Below are 14,122 nucleotides of genomic sequence, written 5' to 3'. Positions count from 1 at the left end.
TACCGCCGTCGGCGTAGCGGGTTTCGGCTACTTCGCGAAAGCGCTGACCAACGTGTTGCAGAAGGCGGGCAGGTCATCAGGCTTGCGGCTGGACACCAAAGTGTTTGGCCCACGCGAGCATTCGACGACCTCGTCATCCACCCAATTGGCTCCCGCGTTGACCAGGTCGGTCTTCACGCTCGGCCACGACGTCAGGGTGCGGCCCCGCACCACGTCCGCCTCGATGAGCGTCCACGGCCCGTGACAGATCACCGCGACCGGTTTACCCGCATCGAAGAAGCTCTTTGCGAACGCGACCGCGTCGGCGTTCATGCGCAGGTTGTCGGGGTTGGCGACGCCGCCGGGCAGTACCAACGCCGCATAGTCGGACGCTGACACCGAGTCGGCGGCCTTCTCGGCCTCGAAGGTGTCGGCGGGGGTCAGGTGGTTGAACGCCTGGATCTTGCCAACCTCCGTCGACACCAGCTCCGGGGTGCCCCCGGCCTGCTCGACGGCCTTCCACGGCTCGGTCAGCTCGACCTGCTCGACACCTTCGGGAGCGACCAAAAACGCAATCTTCTTGCCATTCAGTGAACTTGCCATGAGATTTCTCCGTTGAGGTTAGGTGTGATGCCCCGCATACCCCGCGCGTCGAGGAGTCAATCAGCGCGCTCACGTCGGTACACTCGTACCAGAGTGGGCCACGTGTGGCCCTCCGTAATCGCGCTTTCACCGACGATTTGCGCGCTGGTGAGCACGAACAAAGGACGACGACCATGACTGCACTGCAGGATTGGCTCAGCTATCGCCCGATGCATCCCCGCACCCTCAAGGCGTTGATCTGCGATACCTTCCGGGCTCAGCCCGCCGAGGCCGTCGAAGACGCGGTCAAGCCGGCCGAGCCGACCCTGCTGCGCCCCGGCCTCGAGCGCTGCTAGGCGCCGTCTACAACTTCCGCCGGTTCGTCGGCGTGCTCCTGCTTGCCGCCGATCAGCAGGCCCAGGAGTGCGCCGACCACGCAGACCACGACCGTGACCAGGAAGATATCGCCGTACTGCAGCACGTAGGCCTCGCGGTAGCGGGCCCCTTCGGCCGCCAGGCGTTCGGCCAGCGTGTTGGCCGGCGGGAACGGAAGGGTCTGAAGGTGCTGGTTGAGCCGGTAAAGACCCCAGGCGGTCAATCCTGCCAGACCGATGAGCATGCCGACCATGCGCGCAACCACCACTGCCGCAGAGGCGATCCCGTGCTGGGCGGCGGGCACCACGCGGAGTGCCGCCGAGGTAAGCGGTCCGATCACCAGGCCGAGACCCAAGCCGGCGATCGCCAGATCGGTGTCGAGCACGGGCAGTCTCACGAAGCCGAGGTCGTGGTGGGTGGTCAGTACATCGGCCCCCCAATTCGACACCAGCCAATATCCCCCCGCCGCAATCATGAGACCCACGAATGCGACCACTCGGTCACCGATCCTGGTCGCGAGCCACCCGCCGATCACTGCACCGATCGGCAGCGCGATCAAGAACCGCAGCAGCAGAAGGACGGCATCGGTCTGGTTCTTGCCGAGTACACCTTGGCCGAATAGTTCGATGTTGACGAGCGTGACCATCAACGCCGCGCCTGCGCACAGGGACGCGCCCAGCGCCGCCAAGAATGGTCGGAAGTGCACACCGGCGGGTTCGATCAGGCGTGTGCGGGCGAACCGCTCCCAGACGAAGAACAAAATCAATGCCACCGCCGCGCCCAAAAGCACTGGCAGTCCGTAGCTCGGCAGGATCTTCCGGCCGTCGGGCGCGGGGTTGTACAGCCCGATCACCGTCAGGCCCAGCGCGACGGCCAGCAGCACGCCGCCGACGACATCCACCCGTTCAGGATTCTCGGGTTTGAGCTGGGAGGGCAGGCTGAAGTGGATCAGCACCATCGCCACGGCGGCGAGGGGCAGGTTGATCCAGAAGACGTCGCGCCAAGTGTTGAGGACTGCGACGACGGCGATGCCGTAGAGCGGGCCTAGCACGCTGCCCAATTCCTGCGCGGCGCCGATACCGCCCAGGACCGACGCGCGGTTGCGGCTGGCCCACAGGTCTGCCGCCAACGCCAGCGTGACGGGCAAGAGCGCACCGCTGGCGACACCTTGGATCGTGCGGCCGATCACCATCGGAAGCAGGTCATTCGACATCGCGGTGACGACGGATCCGACCGCGAAACCGGCCAGGCTCACCTGAAGGATGAACTTGCGACCGAACCGGTCCGAGGCCCGGCCCAGCAGCGGCATCGCCGCGATGTAACCCAGCAGGTAGCAGGTGATGATCGGCGTCACCCTCTGCAGCTGATTGATCGGTATGCCGACGTCGACGATGATGTCGGTGATGATCGCGACGACGACATAAGTGTCGAGTGCGCCGAGCAGCACCGCGAGACTGCCCGCGCTGATCGCGATCCGGCGATTCGACCGTGTGGTTACGGCGCGGGTGTTCGTGGCTGGCGTTGAAACCGACATCAGGCTGCCGGGGGCTTGGTGACCGTCACCGGCTTACCCCACTCCGACATTGCCATGGTGACGCTGCTGTCCGAGTCGGGCTGCAACTTGACCTGGGCCAACTCGTGGTCGCCACCCTCGGCGATCCAGGCCGTACCGGGCACCGGACCGGTCACGCCGAGCTGCGGCGCGATCTTGTTCACTGCATCGGCACTGACGGTCCCGGTCACTCGGACCGTCTCCACGCCGTTGACCGTTTCACGGCCCTCGGCCTTCGGGTCGGAGAAGTTGTCCAGTACGTTGCCCAACCCCGTTTCGGGGTCGAGAATGAGCGAGGCGTCGTAGATATCGACGGCGGGACCGAAGTTCGACAACGTGCCACCCGGGGTCAACGTGGCGTAGAGGTCACCGTCGACGACGACGAACTCCACGCCCTCGAGACGCTGGCCGCCCATCAGGAGGTTGACCTTGCCATGGGCCGTGAACGTGGGCGCATTGCTCAGGTCACCCTCCAGCAACTCGATGGGGAGCTTCTCGATCGTGCCCTCCACCGTGAGCTTCATATGGGCGCTGGTCTGCTTCTTGGTGGTCTCGCTCGACTGCTGGAGCAGGGTCGCCCCGTCGGGGAGGTCCTTCGTCGATTCCTCCGATGTAGAGGAGCAACCCGCCAGCAGGGCGATGGCGGCAACGAGGGCGGCGAGGATCGTCAGGAGGCGCGTGGGCATGACTGCATCGTAAAGGGTCCGGACGCGCGGACTCGGCGCACGGGGCGCTGCCAGGGCGAACGGGGCAACGTCGAAGGAGGCGGTGCTCTCGATAGTCTGGCGAGGTGTTCACCGGAATCGTCGAAGAGATCGGCGAGGTCGTCGGCAAGGAAGATCTCGGCGATTTCGCCCGGCTCGCCATCCGCGGGCCGCTCGTCACCTCGGACGCCCGCCACGGTGACTCGATCGCGGTGAACGGCGTCTGCCTGACCGTCGTCGAGGTGAGGCCGGATTCAACGTTCACCACCGACGTGATCGGGGAGACGTTGAACCGGTCGAGCCTGGGCCGTCTCGGGGTGGGCAGCGGGGTCAACCTCGAGCGTGCGGCGGCGGTGAACAGCCGCCTCGGCGGGCACATCGTGCAGGGCCACGTTGACGGCACGGGGCACGTGATCGCGCGCACACCGTCGGAGCGCTGGGTCGTGGTGCGCATCGCGCTTCCGACCGCGTTGTCGCGTTATGTCGTGGAGAAGGGCTCCATCACCGTCGACGGCGTCTCCCTGACGGTGTCCGGGCTCGGCCACGACTGGTTCGAGGTGTCGTTGATCCCGACGACGCTCGATCTCACGATTCTCGGCCGCGCAGAGGTCGGCACGCTGGTCAACCTCGAGGTGGACGTGATCGCCAAGTACGTCGAGCGACTGCTGTCTCCCCAAAGCGATTGACCCGCCGCCACTTTCAGGCCGGCGGTCTTACCCGGGGCTAGTAGCCGAGCGGCCCGCGGAACTGCTGGATGACGGTGAAGAAGTCGCTGACCTGGGTGGCGGTCGGAACGAATTCGTTGAAGAACCGGTCGACCGCACCCATCTGGTCGGGCGGGGCCACGTTTCGGGGCACGTACTGCCGCCACATGCCTTCGAGCACTCCCACCGCCGGGATCACGTCGGAAGCACCGGCGGAAGGCCCCGGAGGTGCCGGGTCGAACGGCTCGGCGACCGCGGGAGCGGATCCGAAGAAGAGACCGGAGGCGGCCACAGCGCACACGGCGAACAGCAGCCTCGAGACGGTGAGACGTGACGCGTTCATATGAGTCCCTTTGAGCGTGACCAGGAAACGTAGCGTAGACATCCGGCGACTCGGCCGAGGAACAATCCCGAAAATACACAGAGGTTCCACACGGTGCCGCCGACGCTGAAAGCGGGGGTAAACGTCCAGCTCAGCGGCCTGGCAATAAGTTCTGGACCCCGGTGGTTCATACTGATGTGGTGACGAGGCTTGACACTGTTGAGCGCGCGGTGGCTGATATCGCCGCGGGCAAGGCCGTCGTCGTGATCGACGATGAGGATCGCGAGAACGAGGGCGATCTCATCTTCGCCGCCGAAAAGGCGACTCCGGAGCTCGTCGCGTTCATGGTCCGCTACACCTCGGGCTACCTGTGCGTCCCGCTGGACGGCGCCATCTGCGACAAGCTGGGTCTGCTGCCGATGTACGCGGTGAACCAGGACAAGCACGGCACCGCCTACACCGTCACGGTGGACGCGAAAAACGGTGTGGGAACGGGTATCTCTGCTGCCGACCGGGCGACGACGATGAGGCTGCTGGCGGATCCGTCAAGCATCGCCGACGATTTCACCAAGCCCGGCCACGTAGTGCCGCTGCGGGCGAAGGACGGTGGCGTGCTGCGCCGCCCCGGCCACACCGAGGCCGCCGTCGACCTGGCGCGCCTCGCCGGGCTGCAGCCGGCCGGTGCGATCTGCGAGATCGTCAGCCAGAAAGACGAAGGCTCGATGGCGCAGACGGACGAGCTGCGGATCTTCGCCGACGAGCACGACCTCGCGCTGATTTCGATCGCCGACCTGATCGAGTGGAGGCGAAAGCACGAGAAGCACATCGAGCGCATCGCCGAGGCTCGGATACCGACCCGCCACGGCGAATTCCGCGCGGTCGGCTACACCAGCATCTACGACGACGTCGAACATGTCGCGCTGGTCAAGGGTGACGTCGCGGGCCCGACCAGCGACGGCCACGACGTTTTGGTGCGCGTGCACTCCGAATGCCTCACCGGTGACGTGTTCGGTTCCCGGCGCTGCGACTGCGGGCCTCAGCTCGACGCGGCGATGGCGATGGTCGCGCGCGAAGGCCGCGGCATCGTGCTGTACATGCGCGGCCACGAGGGGCGCGGCATCGGCCTCATGCACAAGCTGCAGGCCTATCAACTGCAAGACGCCGGTGACGACACCGTCGACGCCAACCTCAAACTCGGCCTGCCCGCCGACGCCCGCGACTACGGCATCGGAGCGCAGATCCTGGTCGATTTGGGCGTGCGCTCGATGCGGCTGCTCACCAACAACCCGGCCAAGCGCGTCGGGCTCGACGGTTACGGGCTGCACATCATCGAACGCGTGCCGCTCCCGGTGCGGGCGAACAAAGAGAACATCCGTTACCTGATGACCAAGCGTGACCGGATGGGCCACGATCTGAGCGGGCTGGACGCCTATCACGAGGCCACCACCATGGCCGACTACGACGAGGGTGTGTACCTGCTCGGTGACCGCCGCCCGACCGACCTCGGTGGAGCCCTGTGAGCGGTACGGGCGTACCCGATCTTCCGGACATCGACGGATCGGGACTCAAGCTCGCCGTCGTGGCCAGCACCTGGCACGAGACCATCTGCGACGCGCTGCTCGACGGGGCGCTCAAGGTGGCTGTCGCCGCCGGAGTCGAGAATCCGACGGTGGTGCGGGTGCTGGGCGCCATCGAGATTCCCGTCGTGGCGCAGGCGCTGGCGGCCAATCACGACGCGGTCGTGGCGCTGGGTGTGGTGATCCGCGGGCAGACACCGCATTTCGACTACGTGTGTGACGCGGTGACGCAGGGTTTGACCCGGGTGTCGCTGGATGCGTCGACACCGGTGGCCAACGGCGTGCTGACCACGAACACCGAACAACAGGCTCTCGACCGGGCCGGGCTGCCCTCGTCGTCTGAAGACAAGGGTGCGCAGGCGGCGGCCGCCGCGCTGTCCACCGCGCTGACCTTGCGCGACCTTCGTTCGGGTTCATGACCGACTGGGATGTCGAGATACGCCCGCATCTGGCACCGTATTTCGCTTACGCCGCCGCAGCGGTGATCCTCGCCGCGCACGTGACGGTCGGCGCATTGCTCAAGATCAGCTCGACAGGGGTGATTTTCCGCACCGCCGACCAGGTGGCGATCGCGCTGCTCGGGGTCGTCATCGCCGCGGTCGTCCTGATGTTCGCCCGGCCCCGGCTGCGCGTCGGCGCATCGGGTGTGACCGTGCGGAACCTCGTCGGTGACAAGACGATTCCGTGGTCGGACGTGGTCGACATCTCTTTCCCGCGCGGCGCGCGGTGGGCGCGTGTGGATCTGCCCGACGACGAGTACATCCCGATCATGGCGATCCAGGCCGTCGATAAGGGACGCGCCATCGACGCGATGGACCGCGTTCGCGACGTCGTCGAGCGCTACAAGGGGCTCAACTCACGCTGAGCGACATCGCGAGTTCGTCGAGCCCGGAGGTGGTTTGCTCGGCTGCGACGGTGAACCCGATGCTCTCGTACACCTGACGGGCCGCCGCGTTGCCGGTCGCCACCCGCAGCCGAACCGTGTGCGAGTCGCTGGTGCGCGCCCAGTCGAGGGCCGCGGCGACCAGCCGCCGCGCCAGGCCACGGCCCCGCGCCGCAGGTTGCAGCCACAGCGAGTACAGGTATACGGTCTCGCGGTTCTCCTGCTGCGCCCCGATCATGCCGACGGGACGGCCACCGTCGAACGCGACGAACTGGGCATGGTCGCGCAACCGCCGCCGCCACTGCGCTGCGGTGAAGGCCGCCTCGTCCCGGTAGCTCGGATCCCTTTCACCCAGCGAGTCGGCCAGCGCCCTCAAGCGCATGGCGGCGAATGTCTGCCAGTCGGTTTCGCAGAGCAGGGCGACGCGTGCGGTCATCGGGTGTCGCCCATGACCAACCCTTCCCGGCGCGGATCCGCCCCGCCGATGAGGCCTGTGCCGTCCCGGGTGATCGCCGACAGGCCGCTTGACTGGTCGGCCAGGTCCACCTGATGGCCGAGTGCGCGCAACCCCCGCACGAGCGGGTCGTGGTTGCCGCCATCGGAGGTGTCGATGACCGGATGCTCGCCGCCGACGTTGGTCTTCGGCGTGTTCGCCGCGCCGAAGTCGACCATCGACACCGCCTGCTGTGGGTCGAGTCCCCAATCCAACATTCCCACAATGGTTTTCGCGACGAACTGGATGATCACCGCACCGCCGGGCGAACCCAGGACCGCATACAGGCGCCCGCGCTGCCCGGGCCGGTCCTGCGCCTGGTCGAAGATCAGCGTCGGCGCCATCGTGCTGCGGGGTCGCTTACCGGGCTGGACCCGGTTGGCCACCGGCGCGCCGTCGGGGCCTGCCGGCTCGGCCGAGAAATCGGTGAGCTGGTTGTTGAGGAGGAACCCGTCCACCATGTGGAACGAACCGAACGCCGATTCGACGGTGGTCGTCAACGACGCGGCGTTGCCGTGTGAGTCGACGATGCTGACCTGGCTGGTGCCGTGTTCCGGGACGGGCGGTGCGGGGCTGGTCGGCGGGCCGAACTCGCCGGGTTTCGCGGTGCCCATGCTGTGCTGTTCGGAGATCAGCGCCGCCCGCCCGGCGAGGTAGTCGCTGCCGAGCAGCGTGTCGGGTGAGCCGCCCGGCAGCGGCACGAAATCGGTGTCGGCGACGTACTTGTCGCGGTCGGCGTAGGCCAGCCGCTCCGCCTCCGATATCAGGTGCACACCCATGACCGACGGCCGGCCGCCGTTGAGGTCGACGTCACCGGGTTTGTGATCGGCCATCGGGAAGTGTTCGAGGATGCCGAGCGTCGCCAGGACGGCGATGCCGCCGGACGACGGCGGCGGCATTCCGCAGATCTCCCGTCCGCGGTACGGCCTGCACAGCGGTTCGCGTTCCTTGACCGTGTAGCCCGCGAGGTCTTCGACGGTCATCAGGCTCGGCGTCCGGCCACCGGATCCGTCGGCCGCCGCGGCGACGATGTCGCGGGCGATGGCGCCGGTGTAGAACGCCGCGGGGTCGGTTGCGATGACTCCCAACGTCTTCGAGTACGCCGGGTTGGTCAGCCGGGTGCCCTCGATCTTGGGGCTGCCATCGGCGTTGAGGAAGTATTCGGCGGCTTGGCGGTCGCGCTTGAGTTCGGGTGCCGCATCATCGATGGCCGCCGCAAGCCTCGCGCTGATGTCGAAGCCGTCGTCGGCCATCCTGACTGCGGGAGCGAACAGATCGCGCAAACCCGTCTTGCCGTGATCGGCGTGCACTTCGGTCAGCATCCGGACAATGCCGGGCACACCGATCGAGCGGCCCGAGGCCCTGGCGTCCGGCTTGGGCTCCGTGCGGTCGGTTTCCGACACCCAACGCAGATAGTTCTCCGTGGCCGCGGCCGGCGCGATTTCGCGACCGTCGTAGGCCTGCACCTCACCGGAGGCCGCGTCGAAGTAGAGCAGGAAGCCGCCGCCGCCGAGACCGGACGCCTGCGGTTCGACGAGGCCGAGAACGGCCTGCGCGGTGACGAGCGCGTCCGCCGCGGTGCCGCCGTCGCGGAGCACCTGACACGCGGCCTGCGTGGCCAGCGGATTCGCGGTGGCCACCGAATAGCTGTTGGTGCGCACCGGCGTCATGTCGGTGCGGTAACCCGTGGCCACCTCGGGATTGACGGAGATGTCGCGGGAGGTCGGCGGCGACCCGGGAGAGGGGGCGGCGGTGGTCTTGACCACCGGGGTGCCGTTCGCGACGATCGCACACGGTCCGGCGGCCTCGGGCTCGGCGCCGTCGTCGGTCGAGCAGCCGGCGAACACCAGCACCAACCCGGTCAGCGGGGCCATCACCTTGGTCAGCGACGAGATCCGCATCACTCGACGGTAGTGGATCGGGGCGGTCGGAACGCGGCAGTAACCTGGATCCGTGCCCGATCCATCGACGTACCGACCCGCTCCCGGGTCGATCCCCGTCGAACCGGGCGTCTACCGATTCCGCGATCCGCACGGCAGGGTGATCTACGTCGGCAAGGCGAAGAGCCTGCGCAGCCGACTGAACTCCTACTTCGCCGACGTCGTCAACCTGGCGCCGCGCACCCGGCAGATGGTGATGTCGGCGGGCAGCGTCGAGTGGACGGTGGTCAACACCGAAGTCGAGGCGCTCCAGCTCGAATACAACTGGATCAAGGAGTTCGATCCGCGATTCAACATCAGGTATCGAGACGACAAGTCGTACCCGGTGCTCGCGGTCACGCTCAACGAGGAGTACCCGCGGCTGATGGTGTACCGCGGGGCGCGGCGCAAGGGCGTCCGGTACTTCGGACCCTATTCGCATGCGTGGGCGATCCGCGAAACCCTCGACCTCCTGACGCGGGTGTTTCCGGCCCGCACGTGTTCTGCAGGAGTGTTCAAGCGCCACAGGCAAATCGATCGGCCCTGCCTGCTGGGCTACATCGACAAGTGTTCGGCTCCCTGCATCGGTCGGGTGAGTGCCGAGGAGCACCGCCAGATCGTCCTCGACTTCTGCGACTTCCTCGCCGGTAAGACCGATCGGTTGATCCGCGACTTGGAACACCAGATGAACCAGGCCGCCGAGGAACTGGATTTCGAGAGGGCCGCACGCCTGCGCGACGACATCGGCGCTCTCAAACGGGCGCTGGAGAAACAGGCGGTGGTGTTCGGCGACGGCACCGACGCCGACGTGGTGGCATTCGCCGACGACGAACTGGAAGCTGCGGTGCAGGTTTTCCACGTCCGCGGCGGCCGGGTGCGCGGCCAGCGCGGCTGGATCGTGGAAAAGTCCGGGGAGCCCGGTGAATCAAGCCAGGAACGCTTGGTGGAACAGTTCCTGACGCAGTTCTACGGCGATCAGGCCGAATTGGGTGGCGCCAGTGACAGCGGCGGCGACGAGGCGACCAATCCGGTACCGCGCCAGGTGCTGGTTCCGTGCCTGCCCGGCAACTCCGACGAATTGGCGGCCTGGCTCAGCCAGCTGCGCGGCTCTCGGGTGTCGTTGCGCGTGCCGCAGCGCGGTGACAAGCGCGCGCTCGCCGAGACGGTCCGCCGCAACGCGCAGGATGCGCTCGCCCAGCACAAGCTCAAGCGTGCCGGTGACTTCACCGCGAGAACCGCTGCGCTGCAGAGCATTCAGGACGCATTGGGGCTGGCCGAGGCGCCGTTGCGTATCGAGTGCATTGACATCAGCCACGTGCAGGGCACCGATGTGGTGGCCTCGCTGGTGGTCTTCGAGGACGGCTTACCGCGCAAGTCCGATTACCGGCACTACGCGATCCGTGAGGCCGCGGGGGAGGGCCGCTCCGACGACGTCGCGTCGATCGCGGAGGTGACCAGGCGCCGGTTCTACCGTCACCTGCACGACGTGCAGCATCCGACAGAGCTTTCTGCGGAGGGGAAGTCGCGAAAGTTCGCCTACCCGCCCAATCTGTTCGTGGTCGACGGTGGTGCGCCACAGGTCAACGCCGCACAGGCGGTGCTCGACGAACTGGGTATCACCGACGTGGCCGTGATCGGCTTGGCCAAGCGCCTGGAGGAGGTGTGGGTTCCGTCGGAGCCCGACCCGCTGATCATGCCGCGCAACAGTGAAGGCCTCTACCTTCTGCAGCGCGTCCGTGACGAGGCGCACCGGTTCGCCATCGCCTATCACCGCAGCAAGCGTTCCAAGCGGATGACCGCTTCGGCGCTTGACTCGGTTCGAGGGCTCGGTGAGCATCGCCGCAAAGCACTGGTCACCCACTTCGGTTCGGTGGCCCGGTTGAAGGAGGCGTCGATCGAGGAGATCACCGCGGTACCCGGCATCGGTGTCGCCACCGCCCGCGCCGTGCTCGACGCGCTCGGCGTACCGCTCGAAAGCGACGCGCCCGAGCCGGCCGTCGACGATGATCAGAGCAGGGTATCGGGATGACGGACCAGGGAATGCACGAGGAGCTTCGCGACGAGGCCAACGCCGACTCCGGTATCGACGTGGTTCTGGTCACCGGCCTCTCGGGCGCGGGCCGGGGCACCGCGGCCAAGGTGCTCGAAGATCTGGGGTGGTACGTCGCCGACAACCTTCCGCCGGAACTGATCGCGCAGATGGTCGAGTTGGGGCTGGCGGCCGGTTCGCGGATCACCCAGCTGGCGGTGGTGATGGATGTGCGTTCGCGCGGTTTCACCGGAGACCTGGACTGGGTCCGCAACGAGCTCGCGACCCGCAACATCGCGCCGCGGGTGCTCTTCCTGGACGCTTCTGACGAGAGCCTGGTGCGCCGCTACGAACAGAACCGACGGAGTCATCCGCTCCAGGGCAATCAGACTCTGGCAGAAGGTATTGCGGCCGAGCGCGCGCTGTTGGCGCCGGTGCGTGCGTCGGCCGATCTGGTGATCGACACCTCCTCGCTGTCGGTGCCCGCGCTGCGCGAGAGCATCGAACGCGCCTTTGGTGGCGAGACCGTCGCGCACACGAATGTCACGGTCGAGTCGTTCGGCTACAAGTACGGGTTGCCGATGGACGCCGACACCGTGATGGACGTCCGGTTCCTGCCGAACCCGCACTGGGTGGACGACCTGCGCCCGCACAGCGGTCAGCATCCCGCGGTCCGCGACTATGTTCTCGGGCAACCCGGTGCGGGCGACTTCCTGGAGACCTATCATCGGCTGCTCGACGTAGTCATCGACGGATACCGCCGCGAGGGGAAGCGATATATGACCGTCGCCATCGGATGCACCGGCGGCAAACATCGAAGCGTGGCGATCGCCGAGGCATTGGCGGCGCAGCTTCAGGGCGGTGATGACCTGACGGTGCGGGTGTTGCATCGGGATCTGGGTCGCGAATGACTTCATCTGATTCGCGGCTCGCCGCGGTGCGCATCGTTGCACTCGGTGGTGGACACGGGCTCTATGCGACCTTGTCGGCGGCGCGGAGGCTGACACCGCACGTGACGGCCATCGTCACGGTCGCCGACGACGGCGGCTCTTCGGGCCGACTGCGCAACGAGCTGGATGTCGTGCCTCCGGGTGACCTTCGAATGGCGTTGGCCGCGTTGGCATCTGACAGTCCACATGGCCGACTGTGGGCGACGATCATTCAGCACCGGTTCGGTGGCAGCGGGGCGTTGGCCGGACATCCGATCGGCAACCTACTTCTCGCGGGTCTCAGCGAGGTGCTGGCCGACCCGGTCGCCGCGCTCGACGAACTCGGCCGCATCCTCGGCGTGAAGGGTCGCGTGCTTCCGATGTGCCCGATGGGGCTCGGCATCGAGGCCGACGTGGCGGGTCTGGAATCCGACCCCCGCATGAGCCGGGTCATCCGCGGACAGGTGGCGATCGCGACGACCGTGGGCAAGGTCCGCCGCGTGCGGCTGCTGCCCGGGGATCCGCCCGCCACCCGACAGGCCGTGGACGCGATCATGGCGGCGGACCTGGTGGTGCTGGGCCCTGGCTCGTGGTTCACCAGCGTCATCCCGCATGTGCTGGTTCCCGAGCTCGCGGCTGCGCTACAAGCGACCGCGGCGCGGCGGGCTCTGGTGCTCAACCTGGTGGCCGAACCGGGGGAGACGGCGGGCTTCTCGGTCGAGCGACACATCCACGTGCTGTCGCAGCATGCGCCCGACTTCAGCGTGCACGACATCATCGTCGACGCCAGCCGGGTGCCCAGCGAGCGTGAGCGTGAGCAACTGCGTCGAACCGCGAACATCCTTCGTGCTCAAGTTCAGTTTGCCGACGTATCCAGACCTGGTACACCTTTACATGACCCGGCGCGCTTGGCCGCGGCATTGGAAGGTGTGCGTCTTCGCGGCGCCGCCGCTCCGGCGCCGGCAGTGCCCACGTCGACAGCGAATGGACCGAGAGGTGACGACCCGTGGCGATGACAGCCGAGGTCAAGGATGAGTTGAGTCGGCTGATCGTCAATTCGGTCAGTGCTCGGCGCGCTGAGGTCGCCTCGCTGCTGCGGTTCGCCGGCGGACTGCACATCGTTTCGGGTCGTGTGGTCGTCGAGGCGGAGGTCGATCTCGGCATCATCGCCCGGCGGCTGCGCAAAGACATCTACGACCTGTACGGCTACAACGCCACGGTGCACGTCGTATCGGCCAGCGGGATCCGCAAGAGCACCCGGTATGTGGTGCGGGTGGCCAAGGACGGCGAGGCGTTGGCCAGGCAGACCGGTCTGCTCGATCTGCGGGGCCGCCCGGTGCGTGGGCTGCCGGCACAGGTGGTCGGCGGCAGCGTGGCCGATGCCGAAGCAGCCTGGCGCGGAGCATTTCTGGCGCATGGATCGCTCACCGAACCGGGACGCTCGTCGGCGTTGGAAGTCAGCTGTCCGGGTCCGGAGGCCGCGCTGGCACTTGTCGGCGCCGCCCGCAGGCTGGGGGTGAGCGCGAAAGCACGCGAGGTGCGCGGTACCGACCGGGTGGTGGTGCGCGACGGTGAGGCGATCGGTGCGCTGTTGACGCGGATGGGGGCGCAGGACACCCGGCTGACATGGGAAGAGCGCAGGATGCGGCGCGAGGTCAGGGCCACCGCCAATCGGCTGGCCAACTTCGATGACGCCAACCTGCGTCGCTCGGCCCGGGCGGCGGTCGCCGCGGCCGCACGCGTGGAACGCGCGCTGGAGATCCTCGGCGATACGGTGCCCGACCATCTCGCCGCCGCCGGCAAGTTGCGCGTCGAGCACCGGCAGGCGTCGTTGGAGGAGTTGGGCCGGCTCGCCGATCCGCCGATGACGAAGGACGCTGTGGCGGGCCGCATTCGGCGGTTGCTGTCGATGGCCGATCGCAAGGCCAAACAAGACGGCATTCCCGACACCGAGGCGGCCGTCACCCCGGACCTGCTCGAGGACGCCTAACTCGATTCGCCATACGGCGGGCATTTCGGCGAAAAGCGTGTGACAAGCGGCCACTCGGCCGACACTTCACTTGTGTCCGCGGGT

Annotated in this window: 15 protein-coding genes; 9 read left to right on the top strand and 6 right to left on the bottom strand. The window is 67.3% G+C overall.

What is annotated here, in order from left to right; genetic code table 11:
* Positions 1 to 27: 27 nt before the first annotated feature.
* Positions 28 to 582, bottom strand: coding sequence for a type 1 glutamine amidotransferase domain-containing protein (locus RMCN_RS13650; RefSeq protein WP_174523814.1), 555 nt, complete (start codon positions 580 to 582; stop codon positions 28 to 30).
* A gap of 173 nt (positions 583 to 755) precedes the next feature.
* Here RMCN_RS13650 and RMCN_RS31050 point away from each other — a divergent pair, with 173 nt between their 5' ends.
* A complete protein-coding gene (locus tag RMCN_RS31050) occupies positions 756 to 917 on the top strand; it encodes a hypothetical protein (protein WP_165604441.1) in 162 nt (53 codons plus the stop codon).
* Here the strand turns inward: RMCN_RS31050 and RMCN_RS13640 are convergent.
* On the bottom strand, positions 914 to 2,470 hold the full coding sequence (locus RMCN_RS13640) for an MFS transporter (protein WP_067389959.1): 1,557 nt from the start codon (positions 2,468 to 2,470) through the stop codon (positions 914 to 916). The genes RMCN_RS31050 and RMCN_RS13640 overlap by 4 nt on opposite strands.
* Entirely contained in the window at positions 2,470 to 3,174 is a 705-nt protein-coding gene (locus RMCN_RS13635) for an LppX_LprAFG lipoprotein (RefSeq protein ID WP_067389955.1), read from the bottom strand. Before RMCN_RS13635 ends, RMCN_RS13640 begins: the two co-directional genes overlap by 1 nt.
* 104 nt (positions 3,175 to 3,278) lie before the next feature.
* Here RMCN_RS13635 and RMCN_RS13630 point away from each other — a divergent pair, with 104 nt between their 5' ends.
* Complete coding sequence (locus RMCN_RS13630) at positions 3,279 to 3,878, top strand: riboflavin synthase (RefSeq protein ID WP_064416298.1); 600 nt, start codon at positions 3,279 to 3,281, stop codon at positions 3,876 to 3,878.
* 37 nt (positions 3,879 to 3,915) lie between these two features.
* Here RMCN_RS13630 and RMCN_RS13625 read toward each other — a convergent pair whose 3' ends face one another.
* Positions 3,916 to 4,239, bottom strand: a complete 324-nt coding sequence (locus RMCN_RS13625; protein ID WP_067389952.1) for a hypothetical protein — start codon at positions 4,237 to 4,239, stop codon at positions 3,916 to 3,918.
* Positions 4,240 to 4,418: 179 nt separating this feature from the next.
* On the opposite strand from RMCN_RS13625, the gene RMCN_RS13620 reads away from it, so the two are divergent.
* From RMCN_RS13620 to RMCN_RS13610, 3 genes are read left to right on the top strand one after another with little or no spacing between them, the layout of a single operon-like run.
* Positions 4,419 to 5,738: a bifunctional 3,4-dihydroxy-2-butanone-4-phosphate synthase/GTP cyclohydrolase II gene (locus RMCN_RS13620; protein ID WP_064348424.1), complete on the top strand. Its 1,320-nt coding sequence runs from the start codon at positions 4,419 to 4,421 to the stop codon at positions 5,736 to 5,738.
* On the top strand, positions 5,735 to 6,214 hold the full coding sequence (gene ribH / locus RMCN_RS13615; protein ID WP_064416296.1) for a 6,7-dimethyl-8-ribityllumazine synthase: 480 nt from the start codon (positions 5,735 to 5,737) through the stop codon (positions 6,212 to 6,214). The genes RMCN_RS13620 and ribH overlap by 4 nt, the downstream gene beginning before the upstream one ends.
* Positions 6,211 to 6,660 (top strand): PH domain-containing protein, encoded by a 450-nt coding sequence (locus RMCN_RS13610; protein WP_064416295.1) that lies wholly within the window; start codon positions 6,211 to 6,213, stop codon positions 6,658 to 6,660. Before ribH ends, RMCN_RS13610 begins: the two co-directional genes overlap by 4 nt.
* Here the strand turns inward: RMCN_RS13610 and RMCN_RS13605 are convergent.
* The gene (locus RMCN_RS13605; protein ID WP_067389949.1) at positions 6,647 to 7,114 is read right to left on the bottom strand and encodes a GNAT family N-acetyltransferase; all 468 of its coding nucleotides are present in this window, start codon (positions 7,112 to 7,114) and stop codon (positions 6,647 to 6,649) included. The genes RMCN_RS13610 and RMCN_RS13605 overlap by 14 nt on opposite strands.
* On the bottom strand, positions 7,111 to 9,072 hold the full coding sequence (locus RMCN_RS13600) for a gamma-glutamyltransferase family protein (protein ID WP_234787657.1): 1,962 nt from the start codon (positions 9,070 to 9,072) through the stop codon (positions 7,111 to 7,113). The genes RMCN_RS13605 and RMCN_RS13600 overlap by 4 nt, the downstream gene beginning before the upstream one ends.
* Positions 9,073 to 9,124: 52 nt before the next feature.
* Here RMCN_RS13600 and uvrC point away from each other — a divergent pair, with 52 nt between their 5' ends.
* Genes uvrC through whiA form a run of 4 tightly spaced genes read left to right on the top strand, consistent with a single transcriptional unit; the run spans position 9,125 to position 14,038 of the window.
* On the top strand, positions 9,125 to 11,119 hold the full coding sequence (uvrC, locus tag RMCN_RS13595; protein WP_067389946.1) for an excinuclease ABC subunit UvrC: 1,995 nt from the start codon (positions 9,125 to 9,127) through the stop codon (positions 11,117 to 11,119).
* Positions 11,116 to 12,030 (top strand): RNase adapter RapZ, encoded by a 915-nt coding sequence (gene rapZ, locus RMCN_RS13590; protein WP_064406053.1) that lies wholly within the window; start codon positions 11,116 to 11,118, stop codon positions 12,028 to 12,030. Before uvrC ends, rapZ begins: the two co-directional genes overlap by 4 nt.
* Entirely contained in the window at positions 12,027 to 13,064 is a 1,038-nt protein-coding gene (gene yvcK, locus RMCN_RS13585; protein WP_064406055.1) for a uridine diphosphate-N-acetylglucosamine-binding protein YvcK, read from the top strand. Before rapZ ends, yvcK begins: the two co-directional genes overlap by 4 nt.
* Positions 13,061 to 14,038, top strand: a complete 978-nt coding sequence (gene whiA / locus RMCN_RS13580; protein ID WP_110765852.1) for a DNA-binding protein WhiA — start codon at positions 13,061 to 13,063, stop codon at positions 14,036 to 14,038. Before yvcK ends, whiA begins: the two co-directional genes overlap by 4 nt.
* Positions 14,039 to 14,122 lie beyond the last annotated feature (84 nt).

Origin of the sequence: Mycolicibacterium novocastrense (assembly GCF_001570485.1) — a bacterium.
Classification (GTDB): Bacteria; Actinomycetota; Actinomycetes; order Mycobacteriales; family Mycobacteriaceae; genus Mycobacterium; species Mycobacterium novocastrense.
This window is presented reverse-complemented; position numbering and strand designations above follow the sequence as displayed.